This is a genomic window from Microbacterium ureisolvens, from assembly GCF_019511645.1.
Lineage (GTDB): Bacteria > Actinomycetota > Actinomycetes > Actinomycetales > Microbacteriaceae > Microbacterium > Microbacterium ureisolvens_A.
Genome location: NZ_JAEUAX010000004.1, coordinates 279,596 through 295,155, shown reverse-complemented (window position 1 = coordinate 295,155; position 15,560 = coordinate 279,596). Strand labels below are relative to the sequence as shown.

Annotated in this window: 15 protein-coding genes; 11 read left to right on the top strand and 4 right to left on the bottom strand. The window is 71.7% G+C overall.

Translation table 11 applies throughout. From position 1 onward, the window contains the following. Positions 1–45: 45 nt before the first annotated feature. Positions 46–1,374: a hemolysin family protein gene (locus JNB61_RS09910; RefSeq protein ID WP_220288194.1), complete on the top strand. Its 1,329-nt coding sequence runs from the start codon at positions 46–48 to the stop codon at positions 1,372–1,374. Next, positions 1,371–2,429 carry a hemolysin family protein gene (locus JNB61_RS09905; RefSeq protein ID WP_220288193.1) on the top strand — a complete coding sequence of 353 codons (1,059 nt, stop codon included), beginning with the start codon at positions 1,371–1,373 and terminating at the stop codon, positions 2,427–2,429. The genes JNB61_RS09910 and JNB61_RS09905 overlap by 4 nt, the downstream gene beginning before the upstream one ends. Before the next feature lie 162 nt (positions 2,430–2,591). Here the strand turns inward: JNB61_RS09905 and JNB61_RS09900 are convergent, their stop codons facing one another. Further along, a complete protein-coding gene (locus JNB61_RS09900) occupies positions 2,592–3,656 on the bottom strand; it encodes an NADH:flavin oxidoreductase/NADH oxidase (RefSeq protein ID WP_220339484.1) in 1,065 nt (354 codons plus the stop codon). 41 nt (positions 3,657–3,697) lie between these two features. On the opposite strand from JNB61_RS09900, the gene JNB61_RS09895 reads away from it, so the two are divergent. From JNB61_RS09895 to JNB61_RS09875, 5 genes are all read left to right on the top strand, one after another. Further along, positions 3,698–4,564: an ADP-dependent NAD(P)H-hydrate dehydratase gene (locus JNB61_RS09895; protein WP_220339483.1), complete on the top strand. Its 867-nt coding sequence runs from the start codon at positions 3,698–3,700 to the stop codon at positions 4,562–4,564. Positions 4,565–4,623: 59 nt separating this feature from the next. Continuing rightward, the gene (locus tag JNB61_RS09890) at positions 4,624–5,835 is read left to right on the top strand and encodes a hypothetical protein (protein WP_308291243.1); all 1,212 of its coding nucleotides are present in this window, start codon (positions 4,624–4,626) and stop codon (positions 5,833–5,835) included. 54 nt (positions 5,836–5,889) lie between these two features. Continuing rightward, complete coding sequence (locus tag JNB61_RS09885) at positions 5,890–6,216, top strand: thiamine-binding protein (RefSeq protein WP_220339482.1); 327 nt, start codon at positions 5,890–5,892, stop codon at positions 6,214–6,216. A gap of 95 nt (positions 6,217–6,311) precedes the next feature. Then, on the top strand, positions 6,312–7,529 hold the full coding sequence (locus JNB61_RS09880) for an MFS transporter (RefSeq protein ID WP_308291242.1): 1,218 nt from the start codon (positions 6,312–6,314) through the stop codon (positions 7,527–7,529). 62 nt (positions 7,530–7,591) lie between these two features. Continuing rightward, positions 7,592–8,350, top strand: coding sequence for an NUDIX hydrolase (locus JNB61_RS09875; protein ID WP_220339481.1), 759 nt, complete (start codon positions 7,592–7,594; stop codon positions 8,348–8,350). A 7-nt stretch (positions 8,351–8,357) separates the two neighbouring features. Here JNB61_RS09875 and JNB61_RS09870 read toward each other — a convergent pair whose 3' ends face one another. Together JNB61_RS09870 and metX are read right to left on the bottom strand one after the other, a co-directional pair. Beyond that, positions 8,358–10,049 (bottom strand): peroxidase family protein, encoded by a 1,692-nt coding sequence (locus tag JNB61_RS09870; RefSeq protein WP_220339480.1) that lies wholly within the window; start codon positions 10,047–10,049, stop codon positions 8,358–8,360. 68 nt (positions 10,050–10,117) lie between these two features. Next, entirely contained in the window at positions 10,118–11,323 is a 1,206-nt protein-coding gene (metX, locus tag JNB61_RS09865; RefSeq protein WP_159845527.1) for a homoserine O-acetyltransferase MetX, read from the bottom strand. A 67-nt stretch (positions 11,324–11,390) separates the two neighbouring features. Here metX and JNB61_RS09860 point away from each other — a divergent pair, with 67 nt between their 5' ends. After that, positions 11,391–11,645: a hypothetical protein gene (locus tag JNB61_RS09860; RefSeq protein WP_220339479.1), complete on the top strand. Its 255-nt coding sequence runs from the start codon at positions 11,391–11,393 to the stop codon at positions 11,643–11,645. A gap of 59 nt (positions 11,646–11,704) precedes the next feature. Here JNB61_RS09860 and JNB61_RS09855 read toward each other — a convergent pair whose 3' ends face one another. Next, positions 11,705–13,027: a bifunctional o-acetylhomoserine/o-acetylserine sulfhydrylase gene (locus tag JNB61_RS09855; protein ID WP_220339478.1), complete on the bottom strand. Its 1,323-nt coding sequence runs from the start codon at positions 13,025–13,027 to the stop codon at positions 11,705–11,707. A gap of 169 nt (positions 13,028–13,196) precedes the next feature. Here JNB61_RS09855 and JNB61_RS09850 point away from each other — a divergent pair, with 169 nt between their 5' ends. From JNB61_RS09850 to JNB61_RS09840, 3 genes are read left to right on the top strand one after another with little or no spacing between them, the layout of a single operon-like run. After that, entirely contained in the window at positions 13,197–13,985 is a 789-nt protein-coding gene (locus JNB61_RS09850) for an SDR family oxidoreductase (RefSeq protein ID WP_220339477.1), read from the top strand. Continuing rightward, the gene (locus JNB61_RS09845; RefSeq protein ID WP_220339476.1) at positions 13,982–14,851 is read left to right on the top strand and encodes a metal-dependent hydrolase; all 870 of its coding nucleotides are present in this window, start codon (positions 13,982–13,984) and stop codon (positions 14,849–14,851) included. The genes JNB61_RS09850 and JNB61_RS09845 overlap by 4 nt, the downstream gene beginning before the upstream one ends. A 1-nt stretch (position 14,852) precedes the next feature. Continuing rightward, positions 14,853–15,545 (top strand): uracil-DNA glycosylase, encoded by a 693-nt coding sequence (locus tag JNB61_RS09840; RefSeq protein WP_220288183.1) that lies wholly within the window; start codon positions 14,853–14,855, stop codon positions 15,543–15,545. The last annotated feature ends 15 nt before the right edge of the window (positions 15,546–15,560 follow it).

Sequence of the window (15,560 nt, the reverse complement as noted above, 5' to 3'; positions counted from 1 at the left end):
GATGAACGGGCCTGACCGCCGGTTGCAGCAAGGGGGGAGTGCGTGATGGATTACGTCATGTTGGGCGTGGGGCTTCTGCTCACAATCGGCACCGGCCTGTTCGTCGCGAGCGAGTTCGCGCTCGTGAACCTCGACCGGGCGGACCTCGAGGCCCGTCAGGCAGCCGGCGAAAGCCGGCTCTCGCTGACGATCAGCGCGCTGCGCATCACCTCGACCCACCTCTCCAGCGCGCAGCTGGGCATCACCCTGACGACCCTGCTCACCGGTTACACGATGGAGCCGGCCATCTCGAACCTGCTCGCTCCCGTGTTCGACGCGTGGGGAATCCCCAGCGGGGTGTCGCGACCGGTCGCCGCGATCATCGGCGTGTCGATCGCGACGGTGTTCTCGATGATCCTCGGCGAACTCGTGCCGAAGAACTTCGCACTGGCCGTCCCGCGCCAGACCGCCAAGCTCGTCATGCCGTTCCAGGTGGCGTTCACGACGGTGTTCCGTCCGGCGGTCGTCGTGCTCAACGGCAGCGCGAACGGCGTGCTGCGGGCCGTCGGCATCGAGCCCAAGGAGGAGCTCTCCGGCGCCCGCACGGCCGAGGAGCTGTCGAGCCTCGTCCGCCGCTCGGCGAGTGCCGGCGTGCTCGAAGAGGACACCGCGTCGCTGCTGGACCGCAGCCTCACCTTCGCGCGGCTCTCGGCGGCGGACGTCATGACGCCGCGCCCGAGCATCCACGCGCTCGCCGCCGACGACTCGGCCGAGGACGTCATCCAGCTCGCCCGCCGCACCGGCCACAGCCGGTTCCCGGTGTACGGCGAGGACATGGACGACATCACCGGCATCGTGCACCTGAAGGCGGCCGTCGGCGTTCCGCGCGAGCGCCGGGCCGATGTGCCCGCCGCGGCGCTCGCGACCGAGCCGCTGCGCTTCCCGGAGGCCGTGCACCTCGATGTGCTCGTCGCCGAGCTGCGCGCCCGCGGGTACCAGATGGCCGTCGTCGTCGACGAGTACGGCGGCACCGCCGGCGTCGTCACCCTCGAGGACCTCGTCGAGGAGATCGTCGGCGAGGTGCTCGACGAGCACGATCGCCGTCGCGCGGGCATCGTGCGAGTGCAGGACACCGTGATCTTCCCCGGTGAGCTGCGGCCCGACGAGGTGCGCGACCGCACCGGCATCCGCATCCCCGAGGGAGATGTGTACGACACCGTCGGCGGCTACATCATGAGCGTGCTGGAGCGCATCCCGGTCGTCGGCGACAGCCTCGAGATCGAGGACGGCACGATCGAGGTGCAGCGCATGGACGGCCGCCGGGTCGACCGTGTGAGGTTCACTCCCACGCCGATGCCCCACGAAGGCGCGACCGAGGGGGGTGATCGCCGATGAGCGACTGGGCCGGAATCGCCTGGCTGGTGGTGCTCCTCATCGCCAACGCCTTCTTCGTCGGCGCCGAGTTCGCCGTCATCTCGGCACGCCGCTCGCAGATCGAGCCTCTCGCCGAGAAGGGTTCGCGCGCCGCGAAGACCGCGCTGTACGCGATGGAGCACGCGACGCTCATGCTCGCGACGAGCCAGCTCGGCATCACGATCTGCTCGCTGCTGATCCTGAACGTGTCGGAGCCCGCCATCCACCATCTGCTGGCCGAGCCGCTGGGCCTCACCGGCTGGTCGGAGGCCGTGGTCGACGGCGTCGCCTTCGCGGTGGCGCTGATCCTGGTGTCGTACCTGCACGTCGTGTTCGGCGAGATGGTGCCGAAGAACCTCGCGTTCTCGGTGCCCGACCGCGCGGTGCTCATGCTCGCGACCCCGCTGGTGTGGGTGTCGAAGGTCTTCCACCCGGTGATCGTGAGCCTCAACTGGACGGCGAACCACATCGTGCGGCTGTTCCGCGTCGAGCCGAAGGACGAGGCCGCCTCGACCTTCACGCTCGAGGAGGTCGCGACGATCGTCAACCAGTCCCGCATCGAGGGCGTGCTCGACGACGCGTCGGGCACCGTGGCCGCGGCGGTCGAGTTCACCGACAAGAAGGCCGCCGACATCGCCGTGCCGCTGTCGCAGCTCGTGACGCTTCCCGAGGTCACCACGCCCGACGAGATCGAGCGCGCGGTCGCCAAGCACGGCTTCTCGCGGTACGTGATCGTCGACCGGACGGGCCTGCCGCTCGGCTACGTGCACCTGAAGGACATCCTCCGCGCCGCGGAGGGACCGGATGCGGCGACCGACGTCGCCCTCCCGATCGCGACCAAGCGCATCCACCACATGGTGCCGGTTCTCGAGTCGACCGATCTCGAGGACGCGCTGGCCGTGATGCGCCGGGCAGGACGCCACCTCGCCCAGGTGCGCAACGAGGCCGGTGAGATCACCGCCGTGCTGTTCCTCGAGGACATCATCGAGGAGCTCATCGGCGAGGTGCAGGACGCGACCCGCCGTCGCGGCTTCTGACGGACGGGAGGAGCGGATGCTGCGGCCCCGGGCCGCAGCATCCGCTCACCGCATTTCAGCGTCGGTGATTCGGGATCGGGGCGCGACACGGACGCTCGGGGCGCACGACGCGCGCCCCGAATGCACGCGCAGCGCCCCGAACCCCCGGCAACCTCCTCCGCGTCAGAGGCGGGCGCGGAGGTACTGCGCGGGCCAGTAGTCGATCTCGGCGCCGAGCTCGGATGCGGCGCGCAAGCCGTAGTGCGGGTCGCGCAGCCACTCGCGGCCGGCCATGACGGCGTCGGCGAGGTCCTCGGCGAGCACGCGCTCGGCGTGCGCCGCGTCGTCGATCATGCCCACGGCGTTGACCGGCACGCCGGCCTCGCGCCGCACGCGCGCAGCGAGCTCCACCTGGTAGCCGGGCCCGGTCGTGAGCCTCTGGTGTGCCACGAGGCCGCCGCTGGAGATGTCGAAGAAGTCGGCGCCGCGCTCCGCCGCCCAGCGGGCGACCGTCGCGGTCTCGTCGGGGTTCCACCCGCCGTCCGCCCAGTCGGTGGCCGAGAACCGCACGATGACGGGAACACCGGGGGCGGCGTCCGTCACGGCGTCCAGCACCCGCAGCAGCAGTCGCGCGCGGTTCTCGAGCGAGCCGTCGTACTCGTCGTCGCGCAGGTTCGACAGGGGCGACAGGAACTGGTGCAGCAGGTACCCGTGGGCGCCGTGCAGCTCGAGCACCTGGAATCCGGCCTCGACCGCGCGGCGGGCGGCCGCCGCGAAGTCCTCGACGACGCGGTCGATTCCGGCACGGTCGAGGGCGACGGGCTCGGCGTAGCCGTCGAACGCGATGGCGGACGGGCCGACGGTCGTCCAGCCGCCCTCCTCGGCGGGGACGGATCCCCGGCGCCCCGAGAACGGCGACCACGTCGACGCCTTGCGTCCCGCGTGCGCGAGCTGCACACCGGCGACGGCGCCGCGGCTGCGGATCGCCGCGACGATGGGCGTCCACGCGTCACGCTGCTCGTCGTTCCAGAGGCCCGTGTCCTCGGGGGAGATCCGGCCCTCGGGCGACACCGCCGTCGCCTCCGCGACGACCATCCCCGCACCTCCCGACGCGAACTGCGCGAGGTGGGTGTGGTGCCACTCCTGCGGCACGCCGTCGACGGCGCTGTACTGGCACATGGGCGAGACCCACAGGCGGTTGCGCACGGTCACGTCGCGCAGGGTGAGAGGGGTGAAGAGGCGGGTCATCGGGTCTCCGGATCGGGTCGGGCGCGCGGTACTGTGGCCGCATGGTGAGGACGTGGACGCGCGCCGATGCCGCGCGCGCCCTGCGGAGGCCAACCGCCGCCGACGACAAGTATTCCCGAGGCGTGCTGGGCATGCGGACGGGGTCGGAGGCGTATCCGGGCGCGGCGGTGCTCGGGGTCGAGGCGGCGTGGCGCGCCGGACTCGGCATGGTGCGCTACCTCGGACCCGACCGTGCCGCCGACCTGGTGCTGGCACGACGGCCCGAGACCGTGACCGCCGACGGACGCGTGCAGGCCTGGGTGGTCGGATCGGGAACGGATGCCTCGGCCCGCACTCCCTCCGATACCGCCGCGCTGCGGGCGCTGCTGTCCGACACCGACCCCGTCGTCGTCGACGCGGGCGCCCTCGACCTCGCCGCCGAGGCCACGGCGCCGCGGATCCTCACGCCCCACGACCGCGAGCACGCGCGGCTGCGCGCCGCGCTCGGCCTCGCACACGCGCCCGCCGACCGTGTCGACGCCGCGCGCGAGACCGCTGAGGCGACGGGAGCGGTGGTGCTGCTCAAGGGCGCGGTGACGGTCGTGGTCGCGCCGGACGGCTGGGCCGCGACGGTCGAGGCGGGCACGCCCTGGCTTGCGACCGCGGGGACGGGCGACGTGCTCGCCGGCGTCATCGGAGCACTCGTCGCAGGTGCGGTGGCCCAGAACGGGCACACGGATGCCGCCTCCCTCGCGGCTCTCGCCGCCTCCGGCGCCTGGCTGCACGGGCGGGCGGCCGCGATCGCCGCCCAGGGCGCGAGCATCGCGGGGGCGCCGAGCTCCGCGCCATTCGGCGACGGCCCGATCACGGCGCTGGACGTCGCCGACGCGCTGCCCCAGGCGGTCGCCGAGACCCTCGCCCGCGCCTGACTTCACGCGACGTTCCTGTGCGCGTCAGGCCGCCCGTCGGCGCTCTCTAGGATGAAGGGGTGTTGCGGCGGACGTGGGTGTGGGTCGCGTTCGTCCTCGTCCACGCGGTCGTGATCTGGCTCGGGTTCACCGACGACCATGCCGCCTCGTGGGATGTCGACCAGCTGTATCGCTGGTGGGCAGGGCTCATGCTCACGGGCGATGCGCTGCCCGGCATCACCGAGGACTGGATCTACCCGCCGCTGGCTCAATTGCCGATCGTGCTCGTCGGGGCGTTCCGCAGCGTTGTGGACTACACCCTCGCCTGGGGGCTGCTCGTGACGCTGCTCGACGCCGCGGCCTTCGCGGTGCTCGTCGGCCGGGGGAGCTCTCGCGGCCGCATGATCGCCGCATGGTTCTGGCTGGCGGCGATCCTCGCGCTCGGCGGCGTGGGCATGTTCCGGCTCGACGGGGTCACTGTGCCCTTCGCCGTCGCCGGCTCGCTGTGGCTCGTCGGACGGCCCTGGCTCGGCTCGGTGCTGCTCGCCGTCGCCACATGGATCAAGGTGTGGCCGGCGGCGCTCCTCGCAGCCGCGGTGATCGCGGTGCGCCGCAGGCTCGCGATCGTCGGGGGTGCGGCGGCGGTCTCGGCGGTCGTCGTGGTGGCGGTGCTGCTCGCCGGAGGCGGGGCGCACCTGCTCGGGTTCGTCGGCGACCAGACCTCCCGCGGGCTGCAGATCGAAGCGCCGGTGAGCAGCGTGTACCTGCTGCTCGCCCTGGCAGGCGTGCCCGGTGCGCGGATCTTCTATGACCCGGACCTGATCACGTTCCAGATAACCGGCCCCTCGGTCGACACCGTCATCATGCTGATGACACCGGTCCTCATGCTCGGGATGCTGACGATCGCGGCGATCGGCGCCGTCAACGCATGGCGCGGCGCGTCCTTCGTCGCGCTCTTCCCGCCGCTGGCGGTCGCGCTGGTGCTCGGCTTCATCGTGCTGAACAAGGTGGGGTCGCCGCAGTACATGACGTGGCTGATCGCGCCGGTCGTCGTGGGCCTCGCGATCGATCGGCGCCGATGGCTGCCGCCTGCGGTGGTCACGGTGGTGATCCTCGCCCTCACGCAATGGCTCTTCCCGTTCGCCTACGACTGGCTTCTGACGCTGTGGCCGGCAGCCGTCTGGCTCCTGGTCGTGCGCAACGCGATGCTCGTGGCGCTCTTCGTGTGGATGGTGGTGCGTCTCGCCCGCGTGCCCGTGCGGCGGGCGGTGCGGGTGAGCGTGTCAGAGTAGACGTCGGGCTGCGGCATCCGTCGCCCCATCCGCCCCTGAAAGTCGGAGGTCCCCATGCTCGTCGCTTTCTCCGTGGCACCCAGCGGAACCGGCCGCGCCGACGGCTCGGTGCACGATGCCGTCGCAGCCGCGGTGCGCGTGGTGCGCGACAGCGGTCTGCCGCACCGCACGACGTCGATGTTCACCGAGCTCGAGGGGGAGTGGGACGAGGTGTTCGACGTCGTCAAACGCGCGACCGACGCCGTCGCGCCCTACGGCTCGCGGGTCTCGCTCGTGCTCAAGGCCGACATCCGGCCCGGCTATTCGGGGGAGCTCGACGGCAAGATCGAGCGGCTCGAGGCCGCCATCGACCGCCAGGCGGACGAGGCCGACCCGGAGTGAGGCCGCGCGTCCCGTCGCACACGATGACGACGCCGCGGGTCGACCGCTGCCGAATCGATTCGACATGCAGCTGCGTCCGCCATTAGCATGACGGCGTGACCTCCTCGAATCTGACGAGGGGGGCGGCGACGTGGGCGCTCCTTTCCCTCGCCGTCGGCAGCTTCGGCATCGGCATGACCGAGTTCGTCGTGATGGGCCTCCTGCCGAACATCGGCTCCGACCTGCTGCCGTCGCTCTGGCAGCTGCGCCAGGAGGATGCGATCTATCAGGCCGGCTGGCTCATCTCCCTCTATGCGCTCGGCGTCGTCGTGGGCGCGCCGACGATCGCCGGCGCCGTCGCGAAGTACCCGCGCCACCGTGTGATGATCGGTCTGGCGCTCGCGCTCACGGTCTTCAATGCGCTCACGTTCCTGGCACCGACCTTCGAATGGGTCGCGGCATCCCGGTTCCTCGCGGGACTCCCGCACGGCGCGTACTTCGGCATCGGGGCGCTCGTCGCTGCGGAGGTGCTGGGCCCGGGCAAGCGGGCGAAGGGCGTCGCGTTCGTCTTGACCGGACTCACCGTCGCGAACGTCGTCGGCGTGCCGCTGGGCACCTACCTCGGTCAGCAGCTCGGGTGGCGCGCGGCGTTCATGGTCGTGGCGGGCATCTTCGCGGCCGCCACCGTGCTCATCGCGTTCTTCGTGCCGGAGCATCCGGGGGATCCGTCACGAACGCTGCGGGCGGAGCTCAAGGTGTTCCGCATCGGGCAGGTGTGGCTGGCGCTGGGCGTGGGCGCCATCGGCTTCGGCGGCTTCTTCGCGGTATACAGCTACGTCGCGCCCCTGGTCACCGAGGTCGCCGGATCGCCCGAGTGGCTCGTGCCGATCGTGCTGGTGGTGATGGGGCTCGGCATGACGGTCGGGAATCTCATCGGCGGCCACCTCGCCGACGTCGACCTCAAGCGGACTCTCGTCGGCGGGCTCCTGGCACTGGCGCTCGTCTTGGCACTGCTTGCGGTGACGGCCCAGTGGATCTGGGCGCTCGCCTTCTTCGTGTTCGCCACGGGGCTCGTCGCCTCCGCGCTCAGCCCCACGATCCAGACCCGGCTGATGGACGTCGCGCAGGACAACCAGTCGATCGCCGCCGCGCTCAACCACTCCGCCCTCAACATCGGCAACAGCCTCGGCGCGTTCCTCGGCGGTGTCGTGATCGCCGCCGGCTGGGGCTTCGCCGCGCCGGCGTGGGTCGGCGTCGCGCTCGCCGCGGGCGGGCTCGTGCTCGCGACCGCCAGCCTCCTCGACGAACGGCGCAGGGTGGCTGTGGCGGTCTGACCCGCTCCGGTGGCGGGCGCGATGGATGCTCCGGTGGCGGGCGCGGTGGATAGAGTGTGCGGATGCCGCAGCCGTCGCCTTCCGCCGACCGGGCGCTCCAGGCGCTCAGCGACTCGATCGGCGGCGCGCGGTCGCGCCGCCCCGAGGATGCGACGGATCCGGCGGTGCCCGTGGCCGCGACGGTGATCCTGCTGCGGGACACCGCCGAGGGGCTCGAGGTCCTCATGATCGAGCGGCCGGACCGCGGCTCGTTCGCGGGCGCCTGGGTGTTCCCCGGCGGCAAGCTCGAGCCGGGCGACCGCCATGCGGCCGCAGAGCTCGAGGAGGCCGTCGCTCGCCGCGCGGCGGTGCGCGAGACGGCCGAGGAGACCGGACTGGACCTCGACGCCGAGGCGCTCGTGACCCTGTCGTGCTGGGACCCGCCGCCCGGGCTGGCGCTGCGGATCCGCACGTGGTTCTTCGTGGCGCCGACCGCCGGGGGCGTGGTGTCGCTGTCGGCCGACGAGGCGGTGGCGGCGCAGTGGCTGCGCCCGGCCGACGCGCTGGCCCGCCACGGACGCGGTGGGTTGACGCTGTACCCGCCGACCTGGGTGACGCTGCACGGTCTCGCCGAGCACGCCGATGTCGAGTCCGTCCTCGGGGCGGCGCGTCTGGGCGGCGTCCAGCGCTTCGAGACGGTCGCGCGCCGCGGTGGCGAAGGCCCCCTGCTGCTCTGGCAGGGTGACGACGAGTGGGATCCGGATGCTGCGGCCGCAGCATCCGGATCCCGTCATCGCCTCGAGATCGGCGAGCTTCCATGGCGCTATCAGCGCACGGTGTGACCGACTCTCAGGCGCCGATCACCTTCGCGACGCGGACGAGGTCCGCGAACGTGAAGCTGCCGGGGGTCGCCCCCAGCGTCGGGGCGAACGCGACATTCAGCAGCGACAGGGCGTCGCGGCGCAGCATCCGTACGAACGTGTCCGCCACGATCTTGGCACCGAGGGGTCCGAGGTGCTCGCCGCCCGTGGCCACCATCGCCTCGCGAAGGATGTAGTACCACAGCGGCGTCTTCTCGAGGAGGAGACCGCCCTCCTCCTCCAGCACGGCGATCTCGTCCGCCGGGAGCCCAGCGGTCAGTGCCGCGCCCGAGATGACGGGCACACCGAGGGCGGCCGCCGTCGCCTGCCCGCTCGGCAGGCCGAGCACCAGGCCGCGCAGCAGGTTGCGCGCCGCCAGAACGCCCATCAGCTCGTTCGGGAGGCCGTTGCCGTCGAGGTCCTCGAGCGCGCTCGCCAGCACGCTGTCGATCTTGCGCGCGCTGTTGAACACCGGCACCGCGATGCCGGTCTCGAAGAACGCGTTGAAGTCGACCACCCAGTTCGAGCGCACCGGCAGGTGCGGCTCGTGGATGAATCTGAAGACGTCCGTCATCGGCTTGTTGCGCAGCTCGAAGTTCAGCCAGTATTCGTCGCGGATCATGCTGTGCCCGAACCGGTAGGCGGCGACCGAGAACTCCACCGGCATGCGGAAGGGGCTGTTCGGGTGTCCGAGGTCCGTCGCCGCCAGTGCTGCGTCGACGGCCGCCTGCCCGCAGATACGGGGCAGGAAGTCGTGCACGACCGCCCACTGGTAGTGCAGCGTCGCCTGGCGCTTGGCCTCCACGAAGACGTCGCCGGTGAATCCGGATGCGACCAGCGAGTCCACGATGGCGTTGTGGAACCGCAGCATCGCGTGGTGCAGCTGCGAGACGATGAGGTTCTCGTTGTTGCGCGGATCCCCGATGATCGCAGTGAGCGCGGAGGTGCGCGGCACATCGAAGTCGGTGTGCGCGACCATCCCCGCGGCTCCCGCCGTTCCGCCCGCGCCGCCCAGGCCGCTGGGGAGGTTGCTTCCGAGCAGCATGCGGAACGCCGATGGCGGCTCGCCCGGCGCCGGGGCGGCATAGAGGAACGCGTCGACTGCGGGTCCCTTGCCGTACACGCTGTCGAGGTCGAGCATCGGCGAGCGCATGTTGTTGATGACGTTCGCATCGACGAGCTCCGGCGCGTCCAGCGCCGACGACACGTCGAGCGTGATGTCGTGGTCCACGAACTGGCCGACGTAGGTGAAGCCCGAGGGCGTCGCCGAGTCGGGTGCCGTCTCGCGGCCGCTGTTGCCCATCAGGTGCCCGAGCTTCTCGAGCAGAGCGCGCGAGGTGGCGTTGAGCGGCAGCCGGCTCCTCGCGCGCACCCTGGGCTTGGTCAGGTAGCCGAACTTGTCGGCGTCGGTGGCGAACACGTCATGCGCGGGGAAGTAGCCGAGCGAGAACTTCGCACCGTGGAATCTTCCGTGCGAGGGTCTGACGAGCTCGAGCGAGGCTCGGATGTCGACGGGAAGGCGGCTGTGCCCGCCGTCGTCGGCCCGGTCGGCCCCGCCGTCACCGTTTCGGTCTCCTCCGCGAGAGCGGGCGCCGTCGAGGCCGAGCTGCTCGCGAAGGAAGGGCTGTGCGACGAACGCGTCTGCGGGCGACTCGGCGCCCGGTTGGGTATCAGTGCTCATTGTTCCCTCCTTGGGACTCTGCCCAAGTGAGAGCACCGTCCGGGCAACGGTGATACTGCGAGCGGCGGTCAGGCCTCGAGGAGCCGCCGCAGGTGCGTGCCGACAGCCGTCGTCTCGATGAGGAAGCCGTCGTGGCCGAAGTCGCTGGAGAGGACGACGGCGCGGTCGCCGTCGAGCGTGTTGCGGATGCCGCGTGCGATGCGGTGCTGCCCGTCGATGGGGAAGAGCCGGTCGCTGTCGATGCCGAGCACCAGGGCCTTGGCGGTGACGAGTGCGAGGGCGTCGTCGACGCCGCCACGGTCGCGACCGACGTCGTGCGAATTCATCGCCTCGACGAGCGTGATGTACGAGTTCGCATCGAAGCGCCGCGTGAACTTGTTGCCGTGGAAGTCGAGGTACGACTCGACGGCGAATCGTCCGCCGTGCCCGAGCGGGCTCACGCCCGACTGCCAGGTGCGCTGGAACCGCTGGTTGAGCTCGGTGGGGGAGCGATAGTTGAGCAGGGCCATGCGGCGCGCGAGAGCGAGCCCGCGGTTGGGGCCGTCGCCGTCGCCGGCGTCGTAGTACTCGCCGCCCTGGAACCGCGGGTCGATGCGGATCGCCTCGAGCTGCACGGAGTTGAGGGCGACCTGATCGGCCGTGTTGACGGGTGGCGCCGAGAGGACGGCGACCCGCTCCACGCGCTCGGGGCGCGAGATCGCCCACTCGAGGGCGTGCATGCCGCCCATCGACCCGCCGACGACCGCGGCCCACACGTCGATGCCCAGCGCGTCGGCGAGGCGCACCTGCGCGGCGACCTGGTCGCGGATCGTGAGGTACGGGAAGCGCGAGGCCCACTCGTATCCGTCGGGACCGATCGACGCCGGGCCGGTGGAGCCCTGACAGCCCCCGAGCATGTTCGGGGCCACGACGAACCAGCGGTCGGTGTCGATCGGCGCACCAGGGCCGACGATGTCGTCCCACCAGCCCGACGTCGGGTGTCCCGCCCCGGCCGGCCCGCGCACGTGGCTGTCGCCGGTCAGCGCGTGCAGCACGAGCACCGCGTTGTCGCGGGTGGCGTTGAGCTCGCCCCATGTCTCGTAGGCGAGTCGATATGCCGGCAGCTCGCGCCCGCCCTCCGTGCGGAACGCCCCGAATGCGGCGAAATGGCGCTCGCCCAAGGGATCGCCGTCGCGCCACGCACCCGTGGCCGGAGGGCGGCCGAGCAGCAGGCGGGCGTCGGCCTCCGTCACGGGCGCGCTGGGCACCGTGTCTTCGGAGGTCTGCCAGTCCATCCGTCCATTCTCGCCTGCGCATGCGGGGTGATGCCGTCTGTTACACCGCGCATGGCAGAATGCGCGCATGTCGACCGCCGAGCCCTTCATGCCCGCCCACGAGGCCCGCCCCGCGGAGCCGCCGCAGGATCACGACCTCGATCACGACACCGACGTCATCTTCGACGAGGCCGGCAGCGATGGCGCCGACGTCGACCCGCAGCCCTGGCACACGGACGACGCCGCGCCGACGCTGCCGCGTCCGGTTCCGGGTGCGCATCTCACCGCCGAGGAGCTGGCGGCCGACTTCGAGGCGGACGAGCCCGCTACCGACCGGGAATGACGGATGCCCCGGCCCGGCGCAGCGCGCCGGACCGGGGCATCCGTGTCCCGAGGAGGGGATCAGGCGCGAGCGGCCTCCGACACCCGGCGAGCCGCCGCGAGCGCCTGCTCGAGGTCGGCCTTGAGGTCGTCGATGTTCTCGAGGCCCACCGAGAGGCGCACGAGGCCCGGCGTGACACCGGTCGTGAGCTGCTGCTCGGGGGTGAGCTGCGAGTGCGTCGTCGAGGCGGGGTGGATCACGAGCGAGCGCACGTCGCCGATGTTGGCGAGGTGGCTGAAGAGCGTGAGCGAGTTGACGAACTCGCGGCCCGCCTCGACGCCGCCCTTGAGCTCGAACGACAGCACCGCGCCCACGCCCTTCGGGGCGTAGGTGTTGGCCGTGGCGTACCACGGCGAGGTGGGCAGGCCCGAGTAGTTGACCGAGGCGACGTCGGAGTGGTTCTCGAGCCACTCGGCGATCTCCTGGGCGTTCTGCACGTGGCGCTCGACGCGCAGCGACAGCGTCTCGATGCCCTGGATGAGCAGCCAGGCGCTGTTCGGCGAGATGGCCGAGCCGAGATCGCGCAGCAGCTGCACGCGCGCCTTGATGATGTACGCGAGGCCGTCGCCGACTGCGGCCGTGTAGGACGCGCCGTGGTACGAGGGGTCGGGAACGGTGAGGCCCGGGAACTTGTCGACGTTCTTCGACCACTCGAAGGTGCCGCCGTCGACGATCACGCCGCCGATGGTGGTGCCGTGGCCGCCGAGGAACTTCGTGGCCGAGTGCACGACGATGTCGGCGCCGTGCTCGAACGGCTTGATGAGATACGGGGTCGCGATCGTGTTGTCGACGATGAGCGGCACGCCGTTCTCGTGCGCGACATCGGCGACGCCGCGGATGTCGAGCACGTTGATCTTCGGGTTGCCGATGGTCTCCGCGAAGAACAGCTTCGTGTTCGGGCGGACGGCGCGGCGCCACTCCTCCAGGTCGTCCTGGTTCTCGACGAACGTGACCTCGATGCCGAGCTTGGCGAGCGTGTACTTGAAGAGGTTGTAGGTGCCGCCGTAGATGGAGCTCGACGACACGATGTGGTCGCCGGCCTCGGCGATGTTCAGAACCGCGAAGGTCGCCGCCGCCTGGCCGCTCGCGAGGAGGAGGGCACCGGTGCCGCCCTCGAGCGCGGCGAGGCGCTCCTCGACGACCGCCTGCGTCGGGTTCTGGATGCGCGTGTAGATGTTGCCGAACTCGGCGAGCGCGAAGAGGTTCGCCGCGTGGTCCGCGTTGTCGAAGACGTACGACGTGGTCTGGTAGATCGGCGTCGCGCGAGCCTTGGTCACCGGGTCGGGCTGAGCCCCCGAGTGGATCTGCTTGGTCTCGAAACGCCAGTTCTCGGGTGCGGACATGGCCTGCTCCTGCGGGATCGGATGCCGGGAGCGTGCCCCCCAGCCGGGATCGAGAGTACGGAGGACCCGGGGTTGTCAACAACGTGGGGGAAATGTGACGTAACGCGCTGCGCGCCCGGATTCGCGCTCGATCAGTTCCGCCGGGCGCGACGTGGGTAGCGTTGTGGTCATGGCGAAAAGGCGTGCAGTGGTGACCGGGGCGAGCTCGGGGATCGGCGAGGCGGCGGTGCGCGCACTGCGCGCCGGCGGATGGGACGTGGTCGGCGTCGCACGGCGTGCCGATCGCCTCGCCGCGCTCGAGGCCGAGACCGGTGCCGTCGCGTTCGCGGCGGACCTGACGGCTGACGCCGACGTCGAGGCGCTCGCCGGCTTCCTGGCGGATTCGGGCCCCGTCCACGCGCTGGTCCACGTCGCCGGCGGGGCGCGGGGCACCGACCGCGTCGAGGACGGCAACGTCTCGGACTGGCAGTGGATGTTCGACGTCAACGTGCTCTCGGCGCAGCGGCTGGTCGCGGCGCTCATGCCGCAGCTGCGCCGGGCCGCGGCATCCGACGGTCACGCCGACACCCTCTTCGTCACCTCCACCGCCGCGCAGACCGCCTACGCCGGCGGCGCGGGCTACAACGCGGCGAAGGCCGGCGAGGCGATGATCGCGCACGCGCTGCGGCTCGAGCTGAACGGCGAGCCGATCCGTGTGATCGAGGTCGCACCGGGCATGGTGCACACGCCCGAGTTCACTCTCAACCGTCTCGGCGGCGACAGCGCAGCCGCCGAGCGCGTCTACGACGGCGTCGAGAACCCGCTCACCGCCGACGACGTCGCGGACGTCATCGCGTACGCGCTCAACGCTCCCGGACACGTCAACCTCGACCTCATCACGATGCGTCCGGTCGCGCAGTCGGCGCAGCACCTGCTCGCGCGGGGTGCGCTGCGCCCGCGCGGCACGGAGGAGCTGTGACCCTCACAAGCGGCACCGTCGTCACCTACCCTTCCGGCGCCGTCTCCTCCCGCGGCACCGTGGTCCACGTCGCCGACGCCGGCGACGGGCGGTCGGCCGTCGTGCTCGACCAGACCGCGTTCCACCCGGTCGACACCGCGTGGCCCGACCAGCCCGCGGACCGCGGAACGCTGCGGGTCGGCGCGGGCGAATTCGCGGTGGTCGACGCGGTCGTCGGCGCGACGCAGGGCGACGGCCTGCTGCTCGGCCCGGACGTCCCGGTGCGCACCGGCACCGAAGGGTGGACCTTCGTCGTCGCTCACATCGTCGAGGACGGTGCCGCGATTGCGGCGGGCGACACGGTCGAGGTGACGGTGGATGCCGGCTACCGCGCCGCCCTGTCGGCGGGGCACACCGCGTGCCACCTGGCCTCGCTCGCGCTTGACGCGGCGCTGGCCGGAGCCTGGCGCAAGCAGGTGCAGACCGACGCGCTCGGCGCGCCGGCGTTCGACGCGCTCGCGCTCCAGGAATCGCGGATCCTCCCGGACGGCTCGCGCGACGTGTACCGGATCGGCAAATCGCTGCGGCGCAAGGGGTTCGATCCCGAGGCGCTCGCAGACCTCGACGACCTGGCAGCCCGGATCAGTGCGCAGCTCGCCCAGTGGATCGCCGCCGGCGGCGCCGTGCGCATCGAGCGCAAGGGCGACACGCTCGCCGACCGCCGCGCGTGGGTGTGCGAGCTGCCGGCCGACGAGGCCCGGATCCCGTGCGGCGGCACCCACCTCGCGTCGCTCCGCGAGCTCGCCGCGGCGACGGTCGCCTTCACGTCGACCCCGGTGGAGGGCGGCTTCGAGCTCGTCATGACCACGACGGCGGAGCGTGCCTGACATGGCGATGACACTGCCCGAGCTCGCCGACGCCGGACTCATGGACCCGGAGTGGTCGACAGCGCTCGCCCCGGTGGGTCCCGACATCGCGGCGCTGGGCGAGCGGCTTCGCGCCGAGGTCGCCGCCGGACGCCAGTACCTCCCCGCCGGCGACCGCGTGCTGCGTGCCTTCCAGCGCCCGCTGCCCGACGTCAAGGTGCTCATCGTCGGGCAGGACCCGTACCCCACGCCGGGGCATCCGATCGGCCTGTCGTTCGCGGTCGATTCGCATGTGCGCCCGCTGCCGCGAAGTCTGGGGAACATCTACCAGGAGCTCGAGTCCGACCTCGGCATCCCGCGCGCCCCGCACGGCGACCTGTCGGCGTGGAGCGACCAGGGCGTCATGCTGCTCAACCGCGTCCTCACCGTCGCGCCGGGGGCGCCGGCATCGCACCGCGGCTGGGGCTGGGAGAAGGTCACCGAGCACGCCATCCGCACGCTCGTCGCTCGCGACAGGCCTCTCGTGGCGATCCTGTGGGGTCGGGATGCCGCGAACCTGCGGCCGCTGTTGGGCGCGACGCCGATCATCGAATCGGCGCACCCGTCGCCGCTGTCGGCCAGCCGTGGGTTCTTCGGCTCGCGGCCGTTCTCGCGGGCCAACGAGCTGCTCGCGCGACAGGGCGCCGATCCCGTCGACTGGCGGCTGCCCTCGTAGGGCATCAGGCCGGCC

Bases quoted from the DNA above. Each gene is read 5' to 3' on its own strand.
- JNB61_RS09860 (WP_220339479.1), top strand. From the start codon at position 11,391: ATGTCGACCGCCGAGCCCTTCATGCCCGCCCACGAGGCCCGCCCCGCG.
- JNB61_RS09855 (WP_220339478.1), bottom strand. From the start codon at position 13,027: ATGTCCGCACCCGAGAACTGGCGTTTCGAGACCAAGCAGATCCACTCG.
- JNB61_RS09840 (WP_220288183.1), top strand. From the start codon at position 14,853: ATGGCGATGACACTGCCCGAGCTCGCCGACGCCGGACTCATGGACCCG.
- JNB61_RS09875 (WP_220339481.1), top strand. From the start codon at position 7,592: ATGCCGCAGCCGTCGCCTTCCGCCGACCGGGCGCTCCAGGCGCTCAGC.
- metX (WP_159845527.1), bottom strand. From the start codon at position 11,323: ATGGACTGGCAGACCTCCGAAGACACGGTGCCCAGCGCGCCCGTGACG.
- JNB61_RS09900 (WP_220339484.1), bottom strand. From the start codon at position 3,656: ATGACCCGCCTCTTCACCCCTCTCACCCTGCGCGACGTGACCGTGCGC.
- JNB61_RS09905 (WP_220288193.1), top strand. From the start codon at position 1,371: ATGAGCGACTGGGCCGGAATCGCCTGGCTGGTGGTGCTCCTCATCGCC.
- JNB61_RS09850 (WP_220339477.1), top strand. From the start codon at position 13,197: ATGGCGAAAAGGCGTGCAGTGGTGACCGGGGCGAGCTCGGGGATCGGC.
- JNB61_RS09885 (WP_220339482.1), top strand. From the start codon at position 5,890: ATGCTCGTCGCTTTCTCCGTGGCACCCAGCGGAACCGGCCGCGCCGAC.
- JNB61_RS09895 (WP_220339483.1), top strand. From the start codon at position 3,698: ATGGTGAGGACGTGGACGCGCGCCGATGCCGCGCGCGCCCTGCGGAGG.
- JNB61_RS09870 (WP_220339480.1), bottom strand. From the start codon at position 10,049: ATGAGCACTGATACCCAACCGGGCGCCGAGTCGCCCGCAGACGCGTTC.
- JNB61_RS09910 (WP_220288194.1), top strand. From the start codon at position 46: ATGGATTACGTCATGTTGGGCGTGGGGCTTCTGCTCACAATCGGCACC.